This window comes from Streptomyces sp. NPDC126497 (assembly GCF_040302425.1).
In the GTDB taxonomy this organism is placed as follows: Bacteria; Actinomycetota; Actinomycetes; order Streptomycetales; family Streptomycetaceae; genus Streptomyces.
The window spans coordinates 1-23,984 of sequence record NZ_JBEORT010000051.1 but is presented as its reverse complement, the minus strand read 5'-3'; the positions used below and the strand labels follow the sequence as shown (position 1 = coordinate 23,984).

Below are 23,984 nucleotides of genomic sequence, written 5' to 3'. Positions count from 1 at the left end.
CTGGCATGATGAGAAACGACGATCTGGGTCCCTTACTGCGCACCGCTCCGTGGATGCCCGAGGACGACCGGCGGGCCGAGCGCTTCGAGTGCGTCGACCACGCGGACCTCGGCGCCACCGCCCGCCTGCTGGTCGTGGCCGCCGTCGGCGGTCCGGCGTCGGGACGGCGCTACTTCGTCCCGGTGCGGTCCGCACCCACGGGACACGGCGTCGAGGAGGCGCACGGCGGCGTCGGGTTCGACTCCGCCGTGCTGGCCGCGGTCCGCGCCGGACGCCGGCTGCCCACCGCCCGCGGCGGCCGGGTGCTCTTCCGCGGCGCGGGGCTCACCGCGCGCTCGGTGCGCCGGCTGCCCTTCGAGCGGGGCTGGTCCTCCAACGTGCTGTCCCTGGTGGAGGACGACGGGACGGCCTACGTCCACAAGACCTACCGGCGGCTGGACGAGACCGTCCGGGAGCCGGAGCTCCTGCGGCTCATGAACGGGACCGGCCGCACCCCCGACTGGGCGGGCGACTACACCTACGTCGACCCCGCCGACGGCGCCCACCGCCCGCTGGGCGTGTTCTACCGGTACGCCCCCGGAGACGGGATCGACCTGCCGCTGAGGCACAGCGTGCGGTCCCTGTGGCCGAAGGTGACCGACGGACAGGCCCCCGGCCCCCTCGACGACGCCGTGCGGGCCCACCTGCGTCCGCTCGCGGACAACCTGCGCGACGCCGGACGCTTCCTGGCCGGCTTCCACCGCGACCTGGCCGGCCGGCTCGGCCGGGGTCCCGTGCCGCCGTACCCGGCACGGGAGATCCTGGCCCGGGCCACCGCCCGCACGGACGCACTGGCCTCGGCGGACATCGACCTGCCCGAGGCCCCGCGCGCCGCGGCCTTCACGGCCCTGCGGCAGGAGACCGCCGCGCTGCGGAGCGCCTTCGACGCCGCCCCCGCGAGGTTCCCCTCGGGGCCGTGCCACGGCGACCTGCACCTGTCCCACCTGCTGTGCCGGCCGCGCGACGACGGGGGCTGGTCGATGAACGTCATCGACGTGTCCACCCCCGCCCTCGGCCCCGGCGAGGCGGGCTGGGCCGCGCAGTCGCCGGTCCAGGACCTGGTCGCCGTCCAGCGCGCCCTGGAGTACTTCACCGCCGACGAGGCGGCCTTCGAGAGCGCACGGCGCCTCGGCGTCGACCCCATGGAGACGATGCGGGACGCGCTGGACGGCGCCGGCGACCGGCCGCCCGGGCAGCGCCCCGTGCCGCGCCCGGTCTTCCACGCCGCCGACGTCTGGCGGGCGCACGTGCTGCGGCTGCTCCTGGGACGCACGGTGGACGACCCCCTGCGCCGGCTGCTGTACCTGGACCGGCTGCTGCACGAACTCGCCTACAACATCGACCACGCCCGTCCCTACCACGCCGCGATCGACCTGCGCCACGCCCTCGCGCTCGGCGCCCGCCCCCCGGCCCCGACCCTTCCAGCAAGGACGTGAACGTGACCGAGCCCCCGATGCACATCATCGAGACCTACTTCGAATGCTGCGGCTTCGACCACACCTTCCTGCAGGGCGGCACCTCGGTGTACCTGTGGAACCTCTCCCGGGAGTTCGCCGCCCGCGGGCACCGGGTCTCCCTGGTCACCCCCGCGCACGGCAGGCTCGACGACCTGCGCGGCCGGTACCAGGTGGAGGACCTCGGCTACACGGACGAGTACGTACTGCCGCTGGTCCTCGACCCGGAGGTGTGGCACGGCTTCCCCACCGAGACCGAACTGCCCGTGCGCACCACCGCGCACCGCATCCGCCTCGACGGCGTGGACCTGTACTTCCTGTCCAACGAGCACCTCGACCGGCTCCCGGACACCTTCTACCCGCCCTACGACGCCAAGGGCCGGGACCTGGTCTTCTTCAAGCCGCTGGTCTTCCAGGTGGACAGCGTGCGCTTCCTGCGCCACTGGTTCGGCGGGGAGCGGGCGATCGTCCACGCCCACGAGCCCTTCTACCACTACCTGCTGCCGGCCGCGCTGCGCGACGACCCGACGAAGCACGTCGTCAGCACGGTGCAGAGCAACATGCCGATCACCAAGCGGGTCTACGCGCCCGAGGTCCGCCGCCTGCTCGAACTCCTGGGCGCGCCGGCCGACTTCCCGCAGGAGCACCCGCCGGCCGGACCGGACCTCGAAGCGGTGCGCCAGTACCAGCAACTGACCCATCTGCACTACGAGTACCCGCCGGACCACGTGGCCGTCTACCGACTGGTCCTGGAGAACGCCGATCTGATCGACTTCCTCTCGCCCGGCCAGCTCGACTTCTACGCCTCCTTCCGGGACACGCCCTTCGAGGCGCTCTTCACGCACCTGCCCCTGTCACGGGCCGTGAAGGAGAACGCGCACAAGATGTTCGTCGGGGGCTGCGCCATATCCGACCGGTGGCTCGCCTGGGACCCGGACGAGGTGGACCGGCGGGCCGTGCTCGAAGGGCTGGGACTGGATCCCGCGCTGCCGACGTTCTTCCACAACGCGCGCTACGCCCTGCACCACAAGGGCCAGCTGGAGCTGATGCGCGCCGTCGACCGGGTGCTGGCCGACGGCCTGGCCGCGAACTTCGTCGTGCGCTGCATCTCCGGCGCCCCGCTCGACGACCCCTACTTCCGCGAGGTCGCCGAGCGGCACCGGGGCCGGCTGCGCCTGGAGTCGGAACGGGTGGACGAGCGGCGGGTGTTCGAGTACGCGTCGGCCGCCGACTTCTGCCTGTTCCCCTCCAAGTTCGAGATGGACACCTTCCTCATCGCCCAGGGCGAGGCGATGGTGTGCGGGGCGGTGCCCATCGCGACCGCGCAGGAGGGCATGGCGCACTTCCGGCACGCCCGGCCCGAGCCGGAGACCACCGGCCTCGCCGTCAACCGCTCCTTCGCCGAGGACGACCCGCTGCTCACCGCCGCGCTCGTCGCGCGCATCCGGGAGGCGGTGGCGCTGTGGTCCGGGGAACCGGCCCGCCACCGGGAGCTGTCGCGGCGCGCGGCGGCGGTCGCCCGGCAGTTCACCTGGGAGCACTGCGCGGACCTGCACCTCGCCGCGTTCGGCCGCCTGTGGCGGGGCGAGCCGGCCGAGCTGCCCGCCGAACGCGCCCTGCGACACGGCTGGTTCGACCTGCTGAAGGACGAGGAGATCACCGAGGAGGCGGCCCTCGCCCACGGCGACCCGGCGGCGTACGCGCGCCGCGCGCCCCTCGACGCCCCGGCCGCCCGGCGGTTCTTCCACGCGGCCTGGGAGCGGGCCGACTTCGGCACGTGCGAGCGGGTCGCGGACCGCTGTCCCGCCGCGGTGACCGCCGAGGAGGTGCGCGCCCTGCGCGAGCGGTGCTCGGTCACCGGCGACGGCGGGCTGGTGTACCGGCTGCCGCACGCCGAGCGGGTGGAGCTGGTGACCCCGGCCCCGCGCGGCCCGGCGGCCCGGGCGCTGCCCGGGGTGCGGGAGCTGCGCCGCACCGCGCCCGGCGTGTTCGAGGGACCACCGCCAAGGCCGGGGGCGCGGCTGCTGCTGACGCTGTCCTCCGGCCGGGTCACCTGGGACGAGGCCCGTCATGGCTGAGCGGGGAGGGGTGCGCGCGGTGCTGCTGGCGGGCGGTGAGGGGCGGCGCATGGGGCCGCTGGGCGAGGGGCGCCTGAAGCCGCTCGTCCCGTACGGGGGCGCCTGCCGCCTGATCGACTTCAGCCTCGCCAACGCGCGCGACTCGGGGCTGGGGGAGGTACTGCTGCTGTCCCAGTACGAGGAGCGGCGGCTGATGGACGACCTGCACCGGGTGTGGAACCGCGGCCCGGACTTCCGGGTGCACTTCGGGCCGTACGACGACGCCTACCGGGCCGCGGGCGCCGGGCTCCCCCGCGAGCTGCCCGCACGCACCCGGCCGGCCGAGCGCGGTACCGCGGACGCCCTGATCCGCAAGGCCGGGCACGTCTTCGGTGGCGGTCACGAGCAGGTCCTGGTGCTGCACGCGGACCACGTCTACCGCTTCGACTACCGGCCGCTGATCGCGGAGCACCGGGCCTCCGGCGCCGCCCTGACCGTCGCCTACCAGCGGATCGAGCGGCGCTGGGTCCACCTGTTCGGGATGGTCCGTTTCGACCGGGCGGGCCGGCTCACCGAGTTCGTGGAGAAACCGGCCGAACCCACCAGCGACCTGGTGTTCGCCGCGTTCTGCGTCTTCGACGCCGCGGTGCTCCACCGCTACCTGGAGAAGCTGGACGGCACCGACTGGCAGCACGACATCAGCCGCGACGTCATCCCCGCGATGCTCGCGGGCGGCGAGGACGTCCGCGGTCACGAGGTAGCCGGCCACTGGGAGGACATCGGCACCGTCGAGCGCTACCACCGGGCGCACCTGATGCTCGCGGCCGGCGGACCGCGGGCCGGACTCCCGGTCGAGCGGATGCCCAGGACCGTCCGGCCCGGGGTGGACCGGGGCTGGGTGGCCGACTCCCCGGGCGTGGTCGCCTCGTTGGTCCCGGCGGACCTCGTCAACGACGGCCGGGTGGAGCACAGCGTGCTCTTCCCCGGCGTCACCGTCGGGGCGGGCGCCCGGGTCCGGCGCAGCGTGCTGCTGCCCGGTGCCACGGTCGGCCCCGGCCAGGACATCGACTCGGCGGTGGTCCTGGAGAACGGACAGGTGCAGCGGGTCGAGGACACCGCGGCCGTCACGGAAGGAACTTGTGCATGAGCCCGTCCCCTTACGACGTCCTGGTGGTCGGCGGAGCCGGCGTGGACACCGTCGTCCGCGTCGAGAGGCTGGAGGTCCCCCCGGGCGACTCGCTGCACGTGCCGCCGGTGCACGACTACGTGGCCCATACCGGCAACGGCGTGGCGCTCGGCTGGCACGCCCTGGGCCTCACCACCAAGTTCATCGACTTCCTCGGTGACGACCCCCAGGGACACGCCGTGCTCGCCGCGTACGCCGGGCACGGTCTGGACTTCAGCCACGTGGTGTCCCCGCACGGCACCCCGCGCGGCGTCAACCTGGTCGACGCGCAAGGCCGCCGCTTCTCCTTCTACGACTCCCGGCACCCCGCGGACCTGCGGCTGCCGCGCGCCTTCTACCTGCCCCACCTGGAGCGGGCGCGCCACGTCCACCTCTCCATCGTGGGGCACAACCGCGACCTGTACGAGGACGTCCACCGGCTCGGGGTGCCCAGCTCCACCGACCTGCACGACTGGGACGGCGTCAACCCCCACCACCGCACCTACGCCCTCGCCTCCGACTACGTCTTCATGAGCGCCGCGGCCGTCCACGACCGGCTTCCGGAGGTCCTGCACGGCATCGTCGACGAGGGCCGGGCCCGCCTCGTCGTGGCCACCGACGGAGCGGACGGCTGCCACCTGCTCGTGCGGGGCGAGACGGAGGTGCGCCACTTCCCGGCCGTGCGGCCGGAGCGGCCCGTCGTCGATTCCAACGGGGCCGGCGACGCCTTCGTCACCGCGTTCCTCCACGCCCACTTCGAGGGGCGGCCGGTGGAGGAGTGCGTCCTGGCCGGATCGGTGTCCGGGGCCTTCGCCTGCGGTGCCGCCGGCACCCACACCGAGTTCATCGACCTGCCCGGTCTGCGCGCGGCCTGCGCCCGCGCGCAGACCGCGGCGGAGTGAAGGAGCCCCGCGCGTGCACATCGTCACCTTCTCCTTCGAGTGCGGCGGCTTCGACAACCGGCTGATGCGCGGCGGGCTGTCCCCGCTCGTGTGGAACCTGTCCCGCGAGTACGCCGCGCGCGGCCACCGCGTCTCGCTGGTCACGCCCGCGCACGGTCACCTCCGGGCCCTGCGCGAGCGGTTCGACGTACGGGAACTCGACTACCGCGACGCGCACACGGTGCCGCTGGTGCTCGACCCCAAGGTGTGGCCCGGCCGGCCCGCCGAGACCGGTCTCGCCCTGGACACCCGCGCCCACCTGTTACGCCTGGACGGCGTGGACGTCTACCTGCTGTCCGACGCCTTCCTGGACCTGCTGCCGGACCGGCTCTATCCGCCTCCGGCCCTCGAGGGCCGGGACCTGGCGTACCTCAAGCCGCTGGTCTTCCAGGTCGGCGGTCTGCGCTTCGTCCAGCGCCACCTGGCGGACGGCCCGGCGGTCGTGCACGGCTTCGAGCCCTCCTACCACTACCTGCTGCCCGCCGTCCTCGCCGACGACGACCGGTACCGGACGGTGAGCACGGTCGCCGCGAACGCCCCCGTCACGCAGAAGGTGTACCGGCCGCAGGTGGAACGGCTGCTGGAGCTCTTCGGGGTCCGCGGACCGGACCTCGACGCCCTGGACGGGCCACCGCCCCCCGAGGACTCCCCCACGGCCACCATGGCCCGGGCGCTGGCCGGCACCCGCATGCACGTCGAGTACGGGCCGGACCACGTGGGTGTGTTCCCGCTGATCGCCGACCGCGCGGATCTGATCGACTTCGTGTCCCCCGGCCAGCTCGACCACTACGTCACCTGGCAGGACACGCCGTTCGAAGCCCTGTTCCAGTCGCTCCCCGTGGCCCGGCGGCTGCGGGAACGGCCGGAGCGGCTGCTGGCCGGCGGCTGCGGCATCGCGGACAGCTGGCTGGCGCGTGATCCGGAGGCCGTGGACCGGGCCGCGGTGCGCCGGTCGCTCGGCCTGACGGGCGCCGGTCCGGTCTTCTACCACGCCGCCCGCTACGCGGTGCACCACAAGGGTCAGCTGGAGCTGATGCGGGCCGTGGAGGAGGTGCTGGCCGAGGACCCGGAGGTGGGTTTCGTGATCCGCTGCTCGACCGGGGGCGGCGGCGACGCGCCGGCGACGGTCGCGAACGCCGCGTTCCAGCGGCTCGCCGACCGCTTTCCGGGACAACTCCGCCTGGAATGGCGGCTCGCCGACGAGGACACGTTGTTCGAGCAGGCGGCGAGCGCCGACTTCTGCGTGTATCCGTCCAAGTTCGAACTGGACGGCTTCCTCATCGCCCAGGCCGAGGCGATGGCCTGCGGGGCGGTGCCGATCGCCACCGCCCAGCGGGTGACCTCCCACTTCGGGCACGGACGGCCCCTCGACGACCCGGACGCGACCGGGTTCTCCGTGCCCGGTTCCTTCCGCGACGACGACCCGGCGCTGGCCCGGGCCCTCACCGAGCGCATACGCGAGGCCGTGACGGTCTTCCGCACGGCACCCGGCACCTACGCCCGGCTCTCGGGCAACGCCCGGCGCCTGGGCCGTTCGTTCACCTGGGCCCGCAGCGCGGACCTGCGCCTGGCCGCCTACGCGCGTCTGCTGCGCGGCGAGCACGCACGGCCGTCGGCCGGCGAGCTGGTCGAGCGGGGCTGGCTGGAGGCGCTGCCGTCCGCCGCCCACACCGAGCAGCGTGAGCTGATCGCGCGGGCGGCGACGGAACGCGGTGACGCCACCGCCCTCGCCCGCGCTCTCGGGTGCGGCGTCGACGGCCTCGGAGCGGACGACTGGGAGCGGTTGTTCGCCTCGGCCCACCGCCGGGGGGACTTCGCCCGCTGTGCCGAACTGGCCCGGCGGGCGGGCCGGCCGGACCTGCGGGCCCGGCAGGCGGAGCGCTTCCGGCTCACCGCCGCTCCGGACGGCACGTGGCGCGTGCGGTACGCGCACGCCGAGGCGGAACGGGTCGAGCTGGTGGTCGAGGCGTCCGCGACGACGGGCCCGGCACCCGGCCGGGCCCCGACGGCCGCCACCCCCACCGCACCCGCTGCCCCGACCCCGGTCACGGCCACCGCGTCCACGGCACCCGCGGTCACGGCTGCTGCCGGCACCGCCTGCCCGGACGTGGCCGCTGTGGACACGGCTTCCGCGAACACCGCCTCCGTGGACGCGGACGCCTCAGGCGGTGAGGCGCAGGGAGCCGCCGCGGCGGCCGCGGGACGCCCGGGGCCGGGTTCCACGGCCCCGCGTCCCCCGCTGGAGTCGGTCACCGAGGCCCTCGCCTCCGACGAGCCGGCTCCCGCCTCCGGCGGTGCCGTGCTGCGGCCGCTCGCCGCCGGCGGCGACGGCGTGTTCACGGGGACGCTGGACGGGCCGCCCGTCGGAGGTCACGCCGTCGCCATGGTGACGCTGCGCTCCGGCCGGGTGGTCTGGGACACCGTGCCGACCCGCGCGCCCGCGTTCCGGCTGGTGGCGACCGATCTCGACGGCACGCTGCTGCGCAGCGACCTGACCGTGTCGGCGCGCACCCGCCGGGCGCTGGAACGGGTCGCCGCGTCCGGCGCCCACCACCTGGTGGTCACCGGACGCCCCGCGGTGGCCTGCAGACAGCTCCTGAACGCCCTCGGCTACCGGGGGCTGGCCGTCTGCGGCCAGGGCGCGCAGCTGTACGACGCCGGTGCGGACCGCCTGCTGTCCTCGGTGTCCCTGGACCGTGATCTCGCCCGCGGCGTCGTCGAGAAGGTCGAGGCCGAACTGGGCCGGGTCGAACTCGGCGTCGTCACCTCGCCGCCGGAGAGCCGGTTCAAGGTGACCCCCGGCTTCGGGGAACGGGTCCGTCACGGCTGGGACGTGACCACCGACCCCGGCCTGCTGTGGGCGGCGCCCATCGACAAGCTGATCCTGCACCACCGGCACGTCGACGAGGACCGGCTGGCCGCCGTCGCGCGACGGCTGACGGGCGGTGAGGTGACCGTCGTGCACTCGGTCAAGGGCATGGTGGAGGTCCTTCCCGCGGGCACCGACAAGGGCACCGGTGTGGCGCGGGCCGCCGAGCTGCTGGGCTTCACCGGCGCCGACACCGTCGCCTTCGGCGACATGCCCAACGACATCCCGCTGCTGGCCTGGGCCGCTCACGGCGTGGCGGTCGCAGGCGCCCACCACGACCTGCGGGCCGTGGCCGACGAGGTCGCCCCGGGCAACGACGAGGACGGGGTCGCCACCGTCCTCGAACGCCTCTTCGCACCGGAAGGGGGCCGTCCGTGACCCGCCCCGCCGCGCCCGACGCGTCCCTGCGGGAGCTGGCCCGCGCGCACGGCGTGAGCACCGAGTACGTCACCGACCGCGGTGACCGCGTCACCGTCGCCGCGGACACCCTGGTCGCGGTCCTGGCCGCGTGCGGCGTGGACGCGAGCACCCCGGACGCCGCCCGGCGGGCCCTGGCCGCCCGGCGCGCGGCGGACGCGGACGGGCTGCTCCCGCCCTGTGCGGTCGTCCGTGCCGGATCGGCCGTACGGCTGCGGCTGCCGCCCGGCGCCCGGGCCCGCGTCGCCCTGGAGGGCGGGGGCGAGAGCGGTCCCGGGGACCCGCTGCCGCCGGGCGCGCACGTCCTGCACGCCGTCGCGGGCCGGCGGCGGGCGTCCGCGCCGCTGCTGTCGGTGCCCGAGCGCATCCCCGTGCCCGAGCGGCGCGGCTGGGGCTTCCTGGTCCAGCTGTACTCGGTGCTCTCCCGCAGGTCCTGGGGCATGGGGGACCTGGCCGACCTCGCGGAGCTGGCCTCCTGGTCCGGCCGCGCGCTGGGCGCCGGCTTCGTCCAGCTGGGGCCGCTGCACGCGGTGGAGCCGGGGCCGCTGCCCGATCCGTCGCCGTACCGGCCGAGTTCGCGGCGGTTCGCGGACCCGATGCACGTCCGGGTGGAGGAGGTGCCGGAGTACCGGTACCTGGACCGGGAGGCCCGCCGCGCGGTGGACTCCTGCGCCGCCCGGGCGCGGGCCCTCAACGAGCGCGTGCTGAGCGGCGGGACGCTGATCGACCGGGAGGCGGTGCGCGCGCTCAAGCTCGAGGCACTGCGCCATGTGCACCGGGTACCGGCCCCGCCCGGCCGCCGTGCGGCCCTGGAGGCGTTCACCGTCCGCGAGGGCGGGGACCTGACGGACTTCGCCACCTGGTCCGCGCTGGCGGAGGTGCACGGCGGCGCCTGGCGGTCCTGGCCCGGAGGGCTGCACGACCCGCGGTCGCCGCGGGTGGCCGAGGCGCGCGGGGAACTGGCGGAAGCCGTCGCCTTCCACCGCTGGCTGGCGTGGATCACCGACGAGCAGCTCGCCGCCGCGCAGCGCGCGGCGAAGGACGCGGGCATGGACATCGGCCTGGTGCACGACCTGGCGGTGGGCGTCGCCCCCGAGGGGGCCGACGCCTGGACGCTGCAGCACTGCCTGGCCGGCGGGATGAGCGTCGGGGCGCCACCGGACGACTTCAATCCGCTGGGTCAGGACTGGGGCCAGCCGCCCTGGCGGCCGGACGCGCTGGCCGCCGAGGGGTACCGGCCGCTCGCCGGGCTGCTGCGCGCCGGCATGCGGCACGCGGGGGCCCTGCGGGTCGACCACGTCATGGGGCTGTTCCGGCTGTGGTGGGTGCCCGAGGGCCGGCCCCCGTCCGAGGGGACCTATGTCCGCTACGACGCCGAGGCCATGCTCGGCGTACTGCTCCTGGAGGCCCACCGGGCCGGGGTGGCGGTGATCGGCGAGGATCTCGGCACCGTGGAGCGCGGTGTCCGCGAGGAGCTGGCCGCGCGCGGCGTGCTCGGCACGTCGGTGCAGCGCTTCGAGTACCTGGGCGGTTCCGAGGGACGGCACGGCCCGCTGCCGCCGCGGCGGTGGCGCAGGAACTGCCTGGCCACGCTGACCACCCACGACCTGCCGACGACCGCCGCGTGGCTGAGCGGCGAACACGTCGAGCTGCGGGCCCGGCTGGGGCTGCTGTCCCGCCCGGAACCGGAGGAGAAGGCGCAGGCGGCGGCCGAACGGGACGGCTGGCTGGCGGAACTGCGCCGGCAGGGCCTGCTGCCCGACGCCGACGGCGAGCTGGTCGCCCTGCACCGTTTCCTGACCCGCACCCCGTCCACCCTGCTCGGGGTCTGGCTGCCGGACGCCACCGGCGACCGCAGGCCCCAGAACCTGCCCGGTACCGCCGAGGTGCACCCCAACTGGAGGCTGCCGGTGGCGGACGGGCGCGGCCGGCCGGTGCCCCTGGAGGACCTGCCCGCCCACCCCCACGTACGGGCCGTCACCCGCGTGTTCGCCGACGGTGAACCGCACGGAACGAAGACCGAGGAGAGAGATGTCAGGCCAGGCCCTTGCTCAGTTTGAGGGAGTCCGTGAGGACTCCGGAGGCTTCGACCTGCTGGCGCCGGACGGCACGCACTACCGTGTGGACGTCACCGACGGAGTGTTCGACCCCCGCAACCCGCTCCTCGCCGGCTATGTGGCGGGACGGCGTGTGGTCGCCTTCGTCGGCCCCACGGTGGACCGTCTCTACGGCGGCCGGCTGCGCGCCTACCTCGCCGCCCGGCTGGAGCCGGGCAGCTGGAGCGTCCACACCATCGACAGCGGTGAACGGAACAAGACCCTCGCGTCGGTGGAGCGGGTGTGCGCCGTCGCCAAGGCGTCCGGCCTGGACCGGCACGGGGTGATGCTCGCCGTGGGCGGCGGGATCGTCGCGGACGTCGTGGGCTTCGCGGCCTCGATGTACGCCCGCGGCATCCGCTACATCAAGGTCAACACCACCCTGGTGGGACAGGTGGACGTGGGCGTCGGGGTGAAGACCGGTGTCAACGCCCTGGACTCCAAGAACATGTTCGGCGCCTACCACCCCGCGCACGCCTCGCTCAGCGATCCCGCCCTGCTGGCCACACTGCCGGCCCGGGAGATCCGCTGCGGCCTCGCGGAGATCGTGAAGATGGCCGTGATCCTCGACCCCGACCTCTTCCGGGCGCTGGAGGAGCACCCGGACGTCTTCCTGCGCTCCTGCGACGGCGCGCTGGAGACGTACGTGCTGCGCACCTCCATGCGGCTGATGATGGAGGAGCTCTGCCCCAACCTGCGTGAGCACGACCTCGCCCGGCTCGTCGACTTCGGGCACACCTTCAGCCCGGTGATCGAGACGGCCGGCGGCCACCGCCTGGAACACGGCGAGGCGGTCGCCGTCGACATGGCCCTGTCGGCGCACCTGGCCCGGCTGCTGGGGCTCGTCGACGCGGAGAGCTGCGCGCGCGTGGTGACGCTGCTGCGCCGCATCGGCCTCCCCGTGTTCGACCCGGCCACCTGCACGCCGGAGCTGATGACGCAGGCCCTGCACGCCTCCTGGCAGCGGCGGGGACGCGAACTGCACCTCGTCGTGCCGACCGGCATCGGCAAGGCGGACTTCGTGGAGCGGCTGGAGGACCTGCCCGCCGGCGTGCTGCGGGCCGCCCTGGACGCGCTGGCGCGCGACGGGGGCGCGGAGTGACCGCCCGCGACGTGGTGAACCTCGACACTCTCCTGCGCGGCAAGGAGCACGACCACGGCGGGCTGGGCACGATCCTCGCCCACCGCCTGTTCGCCCGCGCCGAGGGGGGCGCGGGAGCGGAGTTCGTCGACATCGCCGTGCTGCCGCCCGGCACGTCCATAGGGCGCCACCGGCACGCCCTGGACCGTGAGACGTACGTCGTGCTCAGCGGCAGCGGACTGATGTACCGGGACGGCACCGAGTTCCGCGTCGGCGCCGGGGACGTCGTCGTCAACCGTCCGTACGGCGAACACGGCCTCGTCAACGACTCGGCCGCCGATCTGTGGCTTCTGGTCTTCGAGGAGGAGCTCCGTGACCATCCCGCGGTCTGACCGTCTCGCCGCCGGTCCGGCGCACCGTGCGGACTCCTGGCGGCCCCACGACGTCTTCACCGTGCTGGACGTGGGAGGCACGACGCTGCGGACCGGGAGCTACGACCCCGCGACGGCGGCCGTCTCCCGCGTGCGCCGGGTGCCGGTCGAGGGCATGGCCCGTCATCCGGGGGACCCGGTGGCCGGTCTGCAGCGCCGCGTCGTGGACCAGATCGTCCACGAGGTCGGCCGGCACACCGCGGGGACGGCGCCGCGCGGTGTCGGCGTGGCCTTCGCCGGGCCGATCTCCGCCGGCGGCCTGGTGCTGGCCGCTCCCACGGTGTGGGGGCGGCGCGGCGACCCGCTGCCGCTGGGGCAGCTCCTGACGGAGCGGACCGGCGTACCGGTCGTGGTGGTCAACGACCTGACCGCCGCCGCCTGGCGCTACGCGGCGACCGAGACCGAGCCGTTCTGTCTGATCACCGTCAGCTCCGGCATCGGCAACAAGGTCTTCCGGGGCGGGGAGGTGCTGCTGGACGCGGACGGGCACGGGGGCGAGCTCGGGCACTGGGTGTGCGATCCGTCCCCGGGGGCGCCGCTGTGCGACTGCGGTGCGCGCGGCCATCTCGGTGCCGTCGCCTCCGGGCGGGGGGTGCTCGCCGCGGTCCGCCGTGCGGCGGACGCCGACCCTGCCGGTTTCGCCCGGTCCGGGCTGGCCGCGCGCTGCGGCGGCCGGGCGCCCGGCATCGACAACCCGGCCGTCGCGGCCGCGGTGCGGGAGGGCGACGCGTTCACCACGCAGGTGCTGCGCGGCACCCTCACGCATCTCGCGCAGGCGGTCGGGGCCGTCTTCACCTCCGTCGGGGTGTGCCGGTACATCGTGATGGGCGGCTTCGCCCTGGCGGTCGGCGAACGCTACCGGGAGCTGCTGGTGGGCGAGTTGGTGAGGCTGGGGTGCTTCGGCCTGGACGCGGACGCGGTCGACGCCATGGTGTCGCTCGGCGAACCGGACGACGACCACGGCCTGATCGGTGTCGGCAGGCTGCTGGCCGACCGGATGTCCCGGCCGTCCCCGGCGGGTGCCCGATGAGCGCCGGGGGCACCCTCGTCGTCGGCAGCGGTTTCGTCGGCACGGGCATCGCGCGACGGCTGGCGGCGGCCGGTGAGCCGGTCACCGTCACCTCGCGTCACCGCCCGGAGCACCTTCCGGACCTCCCGGGGTTCCGGTGGCACGCCCTGGACGCCACCGATTCCGCGGCGTGCGGCCGGCTCGTGGCCCGGCTGGACCCGCGGCGCATCGTCCTCGTGCACGGCCCGTCCGACGTCACGTGGTGCGAGGAGCACCCGGACCTGGCCGTCGCGGCGCACACCGCCGCGGCCGCCCACTTCGCCGCGTCGGCCGGGGACGCGAGGCTGCTGATGATCTCCACCGACAACGTCTTCGACGGATCCCGGCCCGACAACCCCGAGGACGCCCCGGTCTCCCCGGCCAACGCCTACGGCCGCGCGAAGCTGCGGGCGGAACGGACCGTGCTCGACGCGGCGGCGGACGCGGTGGTGCTGCGGGTCAGCCTGGTCTACGGGCACGAGCCCGCGGACGCCGGCAAATGGCTCAACTTCTTCGCCGCGTGCGCGCACCGGCTGCGGCGCGGCGAGCAGGTCAGGGTGCCGCGGGACCAGTGGACGACCCCGGTGCTGGTGGACGACGTCGCGGAGGTGACGGCGGCCCTGCTGGGCGCCGACGCGCCCCTTCCGCCGGTCCTCCATCTGGGCGGGCCGGACCGCGTGAGCCGTGCCGCCTGGGCCTCGGTCGTCGCCGAGGCGCTGGGGGCGCCCGCGCACCTGGTCGTGCCGGTGCCGCGGGCGGCCACGCGGTACGCCTCCCGACCGGAGAACGCGTGTCTGACCGGCCCCCTGCTCGCCCGGCTGCCGGCCACCGGGGCGATCACCGTCCGGGGCGTGCGGGAGGGCGCCCGGTACCTGGCCCCGGCGTTCACGGCGGCGCGCTGAGCCCGGTCGGCCTTCCCCGCTCGTGGTCGGGGGCGGGGCGGTGCGCGCACCCTTTACGGGTCTGTCATGTACGGGTAACCGCCGGATGGCCGCAAGATGTTGCTGCAGGTTTCCGAGATGCGGCGCATCACAGGCGCGGGCGCGGGAGACCTCGAGGCGCGTCAAGGTCTCCGGGGCGTCCGCACGGCAGCCGGCCCTCCCCCACAGCATCCTGGAGACGCGCATGAGACGCCGCCGCTCCCTCGCCCGCCCCTGGGCGGCCGGAGCTCTCGCCGCAGGCACCCCGTCCTGCCCCTGACCACTCCCACCGCAGCCGAGGCCGCCGCCGCGCCGGCCCCCGCGACCGCCGCCTCGGCCACCGTCTTCTTCTCCACGAAGACGAAGAACGGTGCCACCTACACCGGCATCCCCGACGGCACCCACCGGGACGCGGTCACCGGCGACACCCGCACCGTCTCCGACGGCAGGCTCACCGTCGGGGCACCCGGAAAGGGCAATCTCCGCGTCTACGTCCTCAACGGTCCCGGGAAGATCGGGGCGGACGGCCCCTACCTGAAGTAGGAACGTCCCGTCCACGCCGGCGGATCACCGGGCGGAGCCGCCCCACCCGCCCGACCGGAGGACGAACGCGCCGTCGCAGAGGTGCCCGCCGCGATCCGGCGGCGGGCACCTCGCCCCCTCCGCCCGGGAGCACCCGGTCGTGTCACCCGGCATCCGTCGCGGTGCCCTTCGTCCGTGCCGTTCGGGCGCGGAGGCGCGCGCTCCCCTTGGTGGCCCAGGAGGCCGAGGATCTCGACGGAGTCGCCGTCGGCGTTGCCGAACCGGTGGGGGTGCGGGTGTCGCACCCGGCTGCTTCACCGGGCCCCGGGACCAGATCGTCGTCGCCCAGGACCGGACGGAGGCGTCCGTCGAGGACGAGGGCGTCCGGCCGGCCCCGAAGGCCGGCCGGACGGAGTCCTACTGGGCGCCCCCGCCCGGGGCGATCAGACCCGTCTCGTAGGCGAAGACGACGGCCTGGACGCGATCGCGCAGATCCAGCTTGGACAGGATGCGGCCGACGTGGCTCTTGACCGTGGTCGGGCTCAGGAAGAGCCGGGAGGCCAGTTCGGCGTTGCTGAGGCCGGTGGCGAGCAGGCGGAGCACCTCCAGTTCGCGCGGGGTCAGGCCGGAGAGATCGCGGTGCGGTGCGACGGTCTGGGGTTCCTCGGGCACGGCGAAGCGCTCGATCAGCCGACGGGTGATCGTGGGCGCGAGGAGAGCGTCACCGGACTGCACCATGCGCAAGGCGGACACCAGGCGTTCAGGGGTGACGTCCTTGAGCAGGAAGCCGCTGGCGCCGGCCGTGAGCGCGGCATAGACGTACTGGTCGAGGTCGTACGTGGTGAGGATGATGACCCGGGTCTCCGAGGGCCCGTCACCGCCGAGGATGCGCCGGGTGGCCTCGATGCCGTCCATCACCGGCATCCGGATGTCCATGAGGACGACGTCGGGCCGCGTGCGGCGCACCGCTGCGACGGCCTCGGCCCCGTCGGCCGCCTCGGCCGCCACCTCGATGCCGTCCGCAGCCAGGATCATCTTGAAACCGGTGCGCACGAGGGCCTGGTCGTCCGCGATGACGGCGCGCAGCGGCGGCCGGTCCCCGGTCACGCCGCGCTCCGCGGGATGCGGGCGGCGACCCGGTAACCGCCGTTCGGCGTCGGACCGGCCGTCAGTTCCCCCCCGTACACGGCCAGCCGCTCCCGCAGCCCCATGTGGCCCCGGCCGTTGCTCTCCACCGGCGGGGCGTCCTTCACCCCTCCGGTGTCCGTGACCTCGATCTCCAGGCAGTCGTCGGTGTATCCGATGGCGACGGACGCCTCCGCGCCGCGTGCGTGCTTGATCGTGTTGGTCAGTGCCTCCTGCACGACCCGGTACGCCGCGAGGTCCACCCCCGACGGCAGCGGTTCCGACGGCAGCGACACCCCGACGCTCACGGGCGTCCCGGCGGCCCGTACCCGGGCGACCAGCGCGTCGAGCTGCGCCAGCCCCGGCTGCGGTTCCAGACCATCGGGTCTCTCGTGGTCCGGAGCCGCCAACAGGCCCATCACGTGCCTCAGTTCGGCCATGGCGGCCCTGCCGCCCGCCTCGACGGCCAACAACGCCTCCTTGGACTGCTCGGGCACCACGTCCATCACTTTGCGGGCCGCGCCCGCCTGGATCACCATCACGCTGACATTGTGGGTCACGACGTCGTGCAGTTCGGCGGCAATGCGCGCACGCTCCTCCGCGACGGCCCGGCGCATGGCCTCCTCCTGCGCCTGCTGCAGCTCGGTGACCCGGTCCCGGCTGGACGCCAGCCGCAGTTGCAGGAACCGGACGAGACTGGCCAGCATCCCTGCCACCAGCAGCACGAATCCCGGGCTCGACCAGCCCGGGAGGAGGGGATCGGCGTTGCGGAACGCGTAACCGGAGAGCGCGGCGGCCATCACCAGGACGGCGATCGCCAGTATCCGGTAACGGCTGTAGACGACGGCGCTGTAGGCGCCGACGACACAGGCCAGGACGGTGATCCAGGAGGCGGAGCCGCCGATGGCCAGCGCCGCGCCCAGCACCGTCACGAACGCGGCCAGCGGGAACCGGCGCCTCAGTCCGAGCGGCAGTGTCGACAGGATGACCATGGCCCAGGGGACGGGCGGGGCGTCCTCCTCCACGGGCGCCTGATCGGGGCCGGGCAGGGGCGGCGCCGGCACGCCGGTCCCGACGTCGATCTTGGGGGGGTTCGCATTCACCGGCCCGTTACCGGGGTACCGCACCTCCACGTACAGGGCGACGGCGGTCAGCACGACCGCCAGCACCACGTCCACGCGCAGCGCCCGCTTCGACTGCGGGACGGCCTCCGCCTCGGGGCGCAGCACGTCGATGAGCTGGTGAAGCCGGCGGAACCGGTCTTGCGTCTCCATCCGTCCATTGTGAGGCGCTCGCCGCCCGGTCCGCGTCCGCCTCTCTGATCAGGGCATTGTCTCCGAGGCCTACTCCTCAGGTAGGACTCCCCGGCCGGTTCATCCGCTGGGAGGGTCCGATGTTGGTTCCGCGGCCGACGCGCCGGGCGGGCGGCAGCCTCTAGGTTCACAGGGTCGGCAACGGCACGTGTCTCTCGCGATCGTAAGGACGGACAACCCGCATGAACCAAGTGATCGAGCTGGAAGGTGTGGCGAAGCGCTACGACACCGCCGGTGGGCCGGCGCTCGGACCGCTCACGCTCAGCGTCGCCAGGGGCGAGGCCCTTGCCGTGACGGGCCCTTCCGGCAGCGGCAAGTCCACGCTGCTGAACCTCATCGCCGGCCTGGACAAGCCGACCGAGGGCTCCGTGCTCGTCGCGGGGCGGCGGATCGACCAGTTGAGCGAGCACGCGCTCGCCAAGTTCCGCCGCGAGCACATCGGCATCGCCTTCCAGTTCTTCAACCTCCTGGACGACCTCACCGTCATCGACAACATCCAGCTCCCGGCCCAGCTGACCGGGACGAGCCGGCGCGCGGCCGCGGCCCGCGCGGGTGAGCTCATGGAGATGCTGGGCATCCAGAAGCACGCACGCGCCTACCCGGGCCGGCTGTCCGGAGGTGAGCGCCAGCGGGTCGGTGTCGCCCGGGCGCTGATCAACCGGCCCGAGCTGTTGCTGGCCGACGAGCCCACGGGCGCGCTCGACTCCGCCTCGGGCGCGGAGGTCCGCAAGCTGCTGATCGACCTGCACCGCGCCGGCCAGACCATCGTGCTGGTGACGCACGATCTGGCGCTGGCGGAGGCGTGCGCGAGCCGCACGATCCACCTGGTGGACGGTCACCTCGCCCTCGACACCTATGCGCAGGCCGTCCGATGAGCCTGTTCGGTAACGGCGCGCTGGGCCGGGTCGTGCGCTCCGGGGTCGGCCGGCGGCGGGTGCAGACCCTGGTGATCGCCGTGGCCACGATGATGGCCGTGGCCTCGGCCGTGGTGGCCGGGGCCCTGATGGTCGCCGCGGCCGCTCCCTTCGACGACGCCTTCAAGAAGCAGCAGGGCGCGCACATCACGGCGCAGTTCGACCCGGCCAAGGCGAGTGCGGCGCAGCTGGAGCGCACCAAGGAGCTGGACGGCGTCGCGGCGAGCGCGGGGCCGTACCCGTCCACGGCGTTCCGCCCGGTGGACCAGTCGGGCTTCCGGATGCCGACGCTGACCGTGGTCGGGCGGTCCGGTGCGGACGCCGACGTCGACCGCGTGGAGCTGAAGTCCGGCCGGTGGGCGCAGAAGCCCGGCGAGATCGTGATCGACGCGTCCTTCCAGGGCCCCTCCGCCGACATCGGCTCGACCCTCAGGGCGTCGGACACCCCGGACGCCCCGACCCTGTCGGTCGTCGGGTTCGCCGTGTCGGTCGGCAAGTCCGCCGACGCGTGGGCGACCTCGGCGCAGGTCGACGCCCTGGCGGCGCTGGGCAACCCCCTCACGACCCAGATGCTCTACCGCTTCGACTCCGCGAGCACGAAGCAGCAGGTCCTCGCCGACCGGGCGAAGCTCGCCTCCTCCGTGGACTCCGGGGCGCTGCTCGGTACGCAGTCCTGGCTGGACACCAAGCGCGCGGCGGATCAGGGCGCGGCGGCGACCGTCCCGTTCGTGATGGCCTTCGGCGTGCTCGGCATCGTCATGTCGGTGATCATCGTCAGCAGTGTGATCAGCGGTGCGGTCGGCACCAGTCTGCGCAGGATCGGCATCCTCAAGGCCATCGGCTTCACCCCCCGCGAAGTCGTCCGCGCCTATGTGGCCCAGGCGCTGATCCCGGCCACGGTCGGCATCGCCCTGGGCGTCGTGCTGGGCAACCTGCTGGCGGTGCCGCTGCTGGCGGACACGGAGTCGGTGTACGGCAACGTCTCGCTGTCGGTGGCCTGGTGGGTGGACGTCGCGGTGCCGGCCGCCGCTCTGCTCGTGGTGGGGCTCGCGGCGCTGATCCCCGCACGGCGCGCCGGACGGCTGAACACGGTCGAGGCCATCGCGGTCGGCCGGGCCCCGCGCCCGGGGCGCGGACAGTGGGCGCACCGGGCCATGGGACGGCTGCCGTTGCCCCGGCCGGTGACGTACGGGCTCGCCACTCCCTTCACGCATCCGGTGCGTGCCCTCGCGATGCTGCTCGCGGTGGCGTTCGGCACGGTCGCGGCGACGTTCGCGGTGGGACTGACCTCGTCCCTCAACGAGGTCGGCAAGTCGCAGGATCCCGAGAGCCGTGCCGCGGTCACGGTCACGACGGTCAAGCTGAGCAACATCGCTCCCCCGCCGCCACCGCCTCCCGTGGGGGGCGGCGAACCGGCGAGCCCGTCTCCCGCCGCCCCCAGCACGACCGGCACGTCCAAGCCCAAGGTGGCCGACCCGGCGAAGGTGCGGGCCGCCGTCACGTCCGGGGCGGGGCTGGAGTCCTACTACGGCAAGCTGCAGACGGAGGTCGCCGTGGCCGGGGTCTCCGGCGCGGTGGAGGCCAGCCTCTACGAGGGCGACTCGCGCTCCGGCAGCTACGAGATGCTCTCGGGGCACTGGATCACCGGGAAGGGCCAGGTCGTCGTGCCCACGCGCTTCCTGGAGCGGACCAGCACCAAGGTCGGGGACACGGTGCGGATGACGTTCGAGAAGGAGAGCGCCGACCTGCGGATCGTGGGTGAGTCCTTCGACACCTCGGGCAATGAGCTGGAAGTGCACGCGGACATGGCCAACTTCCCGTCGGCCCAGCCCGATACGTTCCTCGTCGACGTGAAGTCCGGTGTCTCGGCCGACGAGTTCGCCCGGAAGCTCGCGGCGGTGGTGCAGCCGATGGGCGGTGACGCCACGACCACGGCGGAATCGGAGCAGAGCGGCGTCATCCTCATCATGGACGCGATGGCGGTGCTGCTCACCCTCATGCTCATCGCCGTGGCCGGTCTCGGCGTGCTCAACTCCGTCGTCCTGGACACCCGCGAACGCGTCCACGACCTGGGCGTCTGCAAGGCGATCGGCATGTCGCCGCGGCAGACGGTGAGCCTCGTGCTCGCCTCGGTGTCCGCGATCGGCGTGGTCGGCGGGCTGCTGGGCGTGCCGGCGGGGTACCTGCTGCACGGCGTCGTCATGCCGGTGATGGGGCGCGCCGTGGGCACCGGTATGCCGTCGCCGGTCCTCGATGTGTACGGGCCGGTCGAGCTGCTCCTGCTGGGGCTGGGCGGCGTCGTGCTGGCGATGCTGGGCGCGATGGTCCCGGCCGGATGGGCGGCCAGGACCCGCACGGCCACGGCCCTGCGCACCGAGTGACGCCGGCCGGAACAGGAACCGCATGAGGACAGCCCGGCCCTTCCTGGGCCGGGCTGTCCTCATGCGCGCCGTCCAAAGCCGTGCGCGGCGCCGCTCGGACGCGCGGCCGGACGGGCCGGGCCCCTGCTCGTCGGCAGGGGCCCGGCCCGTCACCGAGCGGCCGTAGGACGGCTCACTCGCCGTCGGGCCTGCGCATGCGCCGCAGCACGGGCCTGGCCTTCGGCCGCTGGTCGCCCTGGCCGGCGAGCCAGCCCGCGAGTGCGGCCGGCGTGGGCGAGGTGAAGACCGTACGGATCGGCAGCTCCTCGCCCAGCACCGTACGCACTCGGCTGACCAGGCGCGTGGCCAGCAGCGAATGACCGCCGAGGGCGAAGAAGTCGTCGTCCGCACCGACCGTCGGCAGGCCCAGCACCCGTGCGAAGGCCTCGCAGAGGATCCGCTCCTGTTCCGTGGCCGGTTCCCGGCCGGCCCCCGCCGACGCCGCGACGTCCGGCTCCGGCAGCGCCGCACGGTCCAGTTTGCCGTTGACCGTCAGCGGAAGCGCGTCAAGGACCACGACCGCCGACGGCACCATGTACTGCGGCAGAGCCTGCGCGACATGGTCGCGCAGCGTCCGGACCAGCGCACCGTCATCGGCGTCCGCCCGGTCGCCCGCGGGCACGACGTAGGCCACCAGACGCCCCTCGCCCGCGGCATCCGCGCGTACGGTCACCGCGGCGCGTGCCAGCGCGGGGTGTCCGGTCAGTACGGACGCGATCTCCTCCGGCTCCACCCGGAAGCCGCGGACCTTCACCTGTGCGTCGGCCCGCCCGGCGAACACCAGCCGGCCGTCGGCCGTCCACCGCACCCGGTCACCCGTCCGGTACATCCGCTCACCGGCCCGTGTGTACGGGGACGCCACGAACCGCTCGGCCGTCAGGTCGGGCCGCCCCACGTACCCGCGGGCCAGGTTGGGGCCCGCCACGTACAGTTCGCCCGCCACCCCGACCGGCACGGGGGCGAGCCGGTCGTCCAGGACGAACGCCCGCACACCGCTGATCGGACCGCCGATGTCCGGGTCGTCGCCCACCTCCAGCGGACGGGACATCGTCGCGCACACCGTGGTCTCCGTCGGCCCGTACGCGTTGACGAGCCGCCGCCCCCGCGCCCAGATCCCCACCAGCTCTCCGCCCAGCGCCTCACCGGCCGAGACCAGGGTCGTCACCGGTGCCAGGTCCTCGGGCGTCATCTCGGCCAGTACCGCCGGGGGCAGGGTCACGTGCGTCACCGCGTGCCGGGACAGGACCCGCGCCAGCCCGGGCCCGGGCAGCAGTTCGTCCGCCCCGGCCACGACGAGGCAGGCACCGGACGACAGGGCCACGACCACGTCCGACACCGCCGCGTCGAAGCTCATCGACGCGAACTGCAGCAGGCGGCTCGATCCGTCCACGGCGAACCGGTCCGTCTGCGCGGCCGCCAGGTTCGCCAGTCCGGCATGTGACACCGCCACGCCCTTGGGCCGCCCCGTCGAACCGGACGTGTAGATCACGTAGGCCATCCGGTCGGGCGTCCCGGTCACCCGGGGAGCGGTCGCCGGAGCCTTCTCCAGGGCGGCCGTCACCTCGAGGTCGTCCAGGTCCAGCACCCGGGGCCCCGGCGCGGAGAAGCGCCGCGTCAGGTCGCTCCGCCCGACGACGACGTCGGCCCCGCTGTCCGAGAGCATGAACGCCAGTCGCTCCTCCGGGTACTCCGGATCGAGGGGCAGATACGCCGCCCCCGCCTTCCACACGCCGAGGATCGCGGCAACCGCCTCCACGCCCCGCGGCAGGCACAGCCCCACCACGGACTCCGGACCCACCCCGTGGCCTCTCAGGAGGTGCGCCAGACGGTTGGCCCGCGTGTCCAGTTCCGCGTACGACACCTCGGTCGTACCGGCCACGACCGCCACCGCGTCGGGAGTCCTGGCCGCCTGCGCCTCGAACAGCTCCGGCGCCGTCACCGCGGCGGCCGGCCCGTCCGTGTCGTTCCACTCCGTCAGGATCCGCCGCAGTTCGTGCGCCGGCACCGCCTCGACGGCCACGAACCGTGTGTCGGGTGCCTCTTCCAGCGCGGTCACCAGGTTGCCGACGGTGGTGTGCAGCATGGAGCACAAGGCGTCGGCGTCCACGGAGGCCACCGCGTCGACGGTGAGGGAGAAGCCCGACCCGAGGTCGTCCACCGCCACGGCGACCGGATAGTTGGTGCGTTCCCGGGTGAGCAGCAGGCTCACACCGTCCGGCATGGTGTCACCGCCCCGCTCCGTCGCGTGGGTGGCGGCCTGATGGTGCCGGTAGTTGAAGATCGAAGTGAACAGCGGGCTGCCGCCGGGAACGCCACCCGCCCGTTGTGCCAGCGCCAGCGGGGCGTGCTCGTGCACCAGCAACTCGGCCAGCTGGTCGCGCAGTCCGAACAGTACGTCGCCCACCTTCGACGATCCCACGCGCACCCGCACGGGGAGGGTGTTGATGAAGGGCCCCTGGACGCGATCGGCTCCGGCCCCGGCGTTCATCCGGCCGAAGAGCACGGTGCCGAAGACGACGTCGTCGCGGCCGCTGACCGTCGCCAGGACACGGGCCCACGCCAGGTGGAACACCGTGGCCGGACTGACCCCGAGCGACCTCGCCGTCTCGCGTACCCGACCCGCCAGTTCCTCATCGACGGACCACCGTGCGCGGTCCGCGTCGGTGCCGTCGCCGTGGACGTCGACCAGCCCGTACGGGGCGGTGGTCTCCTCGACGTCCCCGAGCAGGTCGCTGAAGTAGCGCTCGTGCTCCTCGCGCGTCACACCCAGCCGGGCCTGCGCCACGAAGTCCCGGAACGGAAGTGCCTCGGGGAGCGTGTCACCCCGGCCCGACAAGAAGGCACCCAGCTCTCTCAGCAGGGCCTCCTGACTCGTGTGGTCCCGGACGGTCTGGTGGATCCTGATGAGGCACACCCATCGGTCACTGCCCGGCTGGGCGGCGGTGTGCGCACGGATCAGCGGAGCGCTGCTCAGGTCCATCCGGCCCCCGGCATGCGCCAGCAACTGCCGTACGACGTCACCTCCTTCGGGATCGGCCACGAACTCCTCGACAGGCAGCTCCACTTGGCGCAACACCACCTGGACCGGTTCGCGCAGTTCCTGCCACAGGATCGCGGTGCGGTAGATGTCGTGCCGGTCCACCACCCGCTGCAACGCGCCGAGGAACGCGTC

The 23,984-nt window shown here is 74.1% G+C and carries 16 protein-coding genes; 13 read left to right on the top strand and 3 right to left on the bottom strand.

Annotated elements, in window-relative coordinates:
• Positions 1 to 5 precede the first annotated feature (5 nt).
• The 11 genes from ABTY20_RS21275 to ABTY20_RS21225 all read left to right on the top strand — a co-directional run bounded on the left by ABTY20_RS21275 (position 6) and on the right by ABTY20_RS21225 (position 15,061).
• The gene (locus ABTY20_RS21275; protein ID WP_351998579.1) at positions 6 to 1,475 is read left to right on the top strand and encodes a phosphotransferase; all 1,470 of its coding nucleotides are present in this window, start codon (positions 6 to 8) and stop codon (positions 1,473 to 1,475) included.
• A gap of 2 nt (positions 1,476 to 1,477) precedes the next feature.
• The gene (locus ABTY20_RS21270; RefSeq protein WP_351998578.1) at positions 1,478 to 3,571 is read left to right on the top strand and encodes a glycogen/starch synthase; all 2,094 of its coding nucleotides are present in this window, start codon (positions 1,478 to 1,480) and stop codon (positions 3,569 to 3,571) included.
• Positions 3,564 to 4,697: a sugar phosphate nucleotidyltransferase gene (locus tag ABTY20_RS21265; RefSeq protein ID WP_351998577.1), complete on the top strand. Its 1,134-nt coding sequence runs from the start codon at positions 3,564 to 3,566 to the stop codon at positions 4,695 to 4,697. The genes ABTY20_RS21270 and ABTY20_RS21265 overlap by 8 nt, the downstream gene beginning before the upstream one ends.
• Entirely contained in the window at positions 4,694 to 5,617 is a 924-nt protein-coding gene (locus ABTY20_RS21260) for a carbohydrate kinase family protein (RefSeq protein ID WP_351998576.1), read from the top strand. The genes ABTY20_RS21265 and ABTY20_RS21260 overlap by 4 nt, the downstream gene beginning before the upstream one ends.
• A 13-nt stretch (positions 5,618 to 5,630) precedes the next feature.
• Positions 5,631 to 8,903 (top strand): HAD-IIB family hydrolase, encoded by a 3,273-nt coding sequence (locus tag ABTY20_RS21255; protein WP_351998575.1) that lies wholly within the window; start codon positions 5,631 to 5,633, stop codon positions 8,901 to 8,903.
• A complete protein-coding gene (malQ, locus tag ABTY20_RS21250; RefSeq protein WP_351998574.1) occupies positions 8,900 to 11,002 on the top strand; it encodes a 4-alpha-glucanotransferase in 2,103 nt (700 codons plus the stop codon). The genes ABTY20_RS21255 and malQ overlap by 4 nt, the downstream gene beginning before the upstream one ends.
• Positions 10,974 to 12,140 (top strand): sedoheptulose 7-phosphate cyclase, encoded by a 1,167-nt coding sequence (locus ABTY20_RS21245; protein ID WP_351998573.1) that lies wholly within the window; start codon positions 10,974 to 10,976, stop codon positions 12,138 to 12,140. The genes malQ and ABTY20_RS21245 overlap by 29 nt, the downstream gene beginning before the upstream one ends.
• The gene (locus ABTY20_RS21240) at positions 12,137 to 12,511 is read left to right on the top strand and encodes a cupin domain-containing protein (protein ID WP_351998572.1); all 375 of its coding nucleotides are present in this window, start codon (positions 12,137 to 12,139) and stop codon (positions 12,509 to 12,511) included. The genes ABTY20_RS21245 and ABTY20_RS21240 overlap by 4 nt, the downstream gene beginning before the upstream one ends.
• On the top strand, positions 12,492 to 13,580 hold the full coding sequence (locus tag ABTY20_RS21235; RefSeq protein WP_351998571.1) for an ROK family protein: 1,089 nt from the start codon (positions 12,492 to 12,494) through the stop codon (positions 13,578 to 13,580). Before ABTY20_RS21240 ends, ABTY20_RS21235 begins: the two co-directional genes overlap by 20 nt.
• Positions 13,577 to 14,500, top strand: a complete 924-nt coding sequence (locus tag ABTY20_RS21230; RefSeq protein ID WP_351998570.1) for an SDR family oxidoreductase — start codon at positions 13,577 to 13,579, stop codon at positions 14,498 to 14,500. The genes ABTY20_RS21235 and ABTY20_RS21230 overlap by 4 nt, the downstream gene beginning before the upstream one ends.
• 117 nt (positions 14,501 to 14,617) lie before the next feature.
• Positions 14,618 to 15,061 (top strand): hypothetical protein, encoded by a 444-nt coding sequence (locus ABTY20_RS21225; protein ID WP_351998594.1) that lies wholly within the window; start codon positions 14,618 to 14,620, stop codon positions 15,059 to 15,061.
• 396 nt (positions 15,062 to 15,457) lie between these two features.
• Here the strand turns inward: ABTY20_RS21225 and ABTY20_RS21220 are convergent, their stop codons facing one another.
• Together ABTY20_RS21220 and ABTY20_RS21215 are read right to left on the bottom strand one after the other, a co-directional pair.
• Positions 15,458 to 16,147 carry a response regulator gene (locus ABTY20_RS21220; protein ID WP_351998569.1) on the bottom strand — a complete coding sequence of 230 codons (690 nt, stop codon included), beginning with the start codon at positions 16,145 to 16,147 and terminating at the stop codon, positions 15,458 to 15,460.
• Positions 16,144 to 17,439: a sensor histidine kinase gene (locus ABTY20_RS21215; RefSeq protein ID WP_351998568.1), complete on the bottom strand. Its 1,296-nt coding sequence runs from the start codon at positions 17,437 to 17,439 to the stop codon at positions 16,144 to 16,146. Before ABTY20_RS21215 ends, ABTY20_RS21220 begins: the two co-directional genes overlap by 4 nt.
• Positions 17,440 to 17,660: 221 nt before the next feature.
• On the opposite strand from ABTY20_RS21215, the gene ABTY20_RS21210 reads away from it, so the two are divergent.
• Both ABTY20_RS21210 and ABTY20_RS21205 read left to right on the top strand, forming a co-directional pair.
• Complete coding sequence (locus ABTY20_RS21210) at positions 17,661 to 18,353, top strand: ABC transporter ATP-binding protein (protein ID WP_351998567.1); 693 nt, start codon at positions 17,661 to 17,663, stop codon at positions 18,351 to 18,353.
• Positions 18,350 to 20,773 (top strand): ABC transporter permease, encoded by a 2,424-nt coding sequence (locus tag ABTY20_RS21205; RefSeq protein WP_351998566.1) that lies wholly within the window; start codon positions 18,350 to 18,352, stop codon positions 20,771 to 20,773. Before ABTY20_RS21210 ends, ABTY20_RS21205 begins: the two co-directional genes overlap by 4 nt.
• A 172-nt stretch (positions 20,774 to 20,945) precedes the next feature.
• Here the strand turns inward: ABTY20_RS21205 and ABTY20_RS21200 are convergent.
• Positions 20,946 to 23,984, bottom strand: a 3,039-nt coding sequence (locus tag ABTY20_RS21200; protein ID WP_351998565.1) for a non-ribosomal peptide synthetase, incomplete at its 5' end; no start/stop codon positions are given.

Coding starts and splice junctions, on each gene's coding strand:
- ABTY20_RS21245 (WP_351998573.1), top strand. CDS start 10,974: ATGTCAGGCCAGGCCCTTGCTCAGTTTGAGGGAGTCCGTGAGGACTCC.
- ABTY20_RS21215 (WP_351998568.1), bottom strand. CDS start 17,439: ATGGAGACGCAAGACCGGTTCCGCCGGCTTCACCAGCTCATCGACGTG.
- ABTY20_RS21230 (WP_351998570.1), top strand. CDS start 13,577: ATGAGCGCCGGGGGCACCCTCGTCGTCGGCAGCGGTTTCGTCGGCACG.
- ABTY20_RS21275 (WP_351998579.1), top strand. CDS start 6: ATGATGAGAAACGACGATCTGGGTCCCTTACTGCGCACCGCTCCGTGG.
- ABTY20_RS21265 (WP_351998577.1), top strand. CDS start 3,564: ATGGCTGAGCGGGGAGGGGTGCGCGCGGTGCTGCTGGCGGGCGGTGAG.
- ABTY20_RS21205 (WP_351998566.1), top strand. CDS start 18,350: ATGAGCCTGTTCGGTAACGGCGCGCTGGGCCGGGTCGTGCGCTCCGGG.
- ABTY20_RS21225 (WP_351998594.1), top strand. CDS start 14,618: ATGCGGCGCATCACAGGCGCGGGCGCGGGAGACCTCGAGGCGCGTCAA.
- ABTY20_RS21260 (WP_351998576.1), top strand. CDS start 4,694: ATGAGCCCGTCCCCTTACGACGTCCTGGTGGTCGGCGGAGCCGGCGTG.
- ABTY20_RS21210 (WP_351998567.1), top strand. CDS start 17,661: ATGAACCAAGTGATCGAGCTGGAAGGTGTGGCGAAGCGCTACGACACC.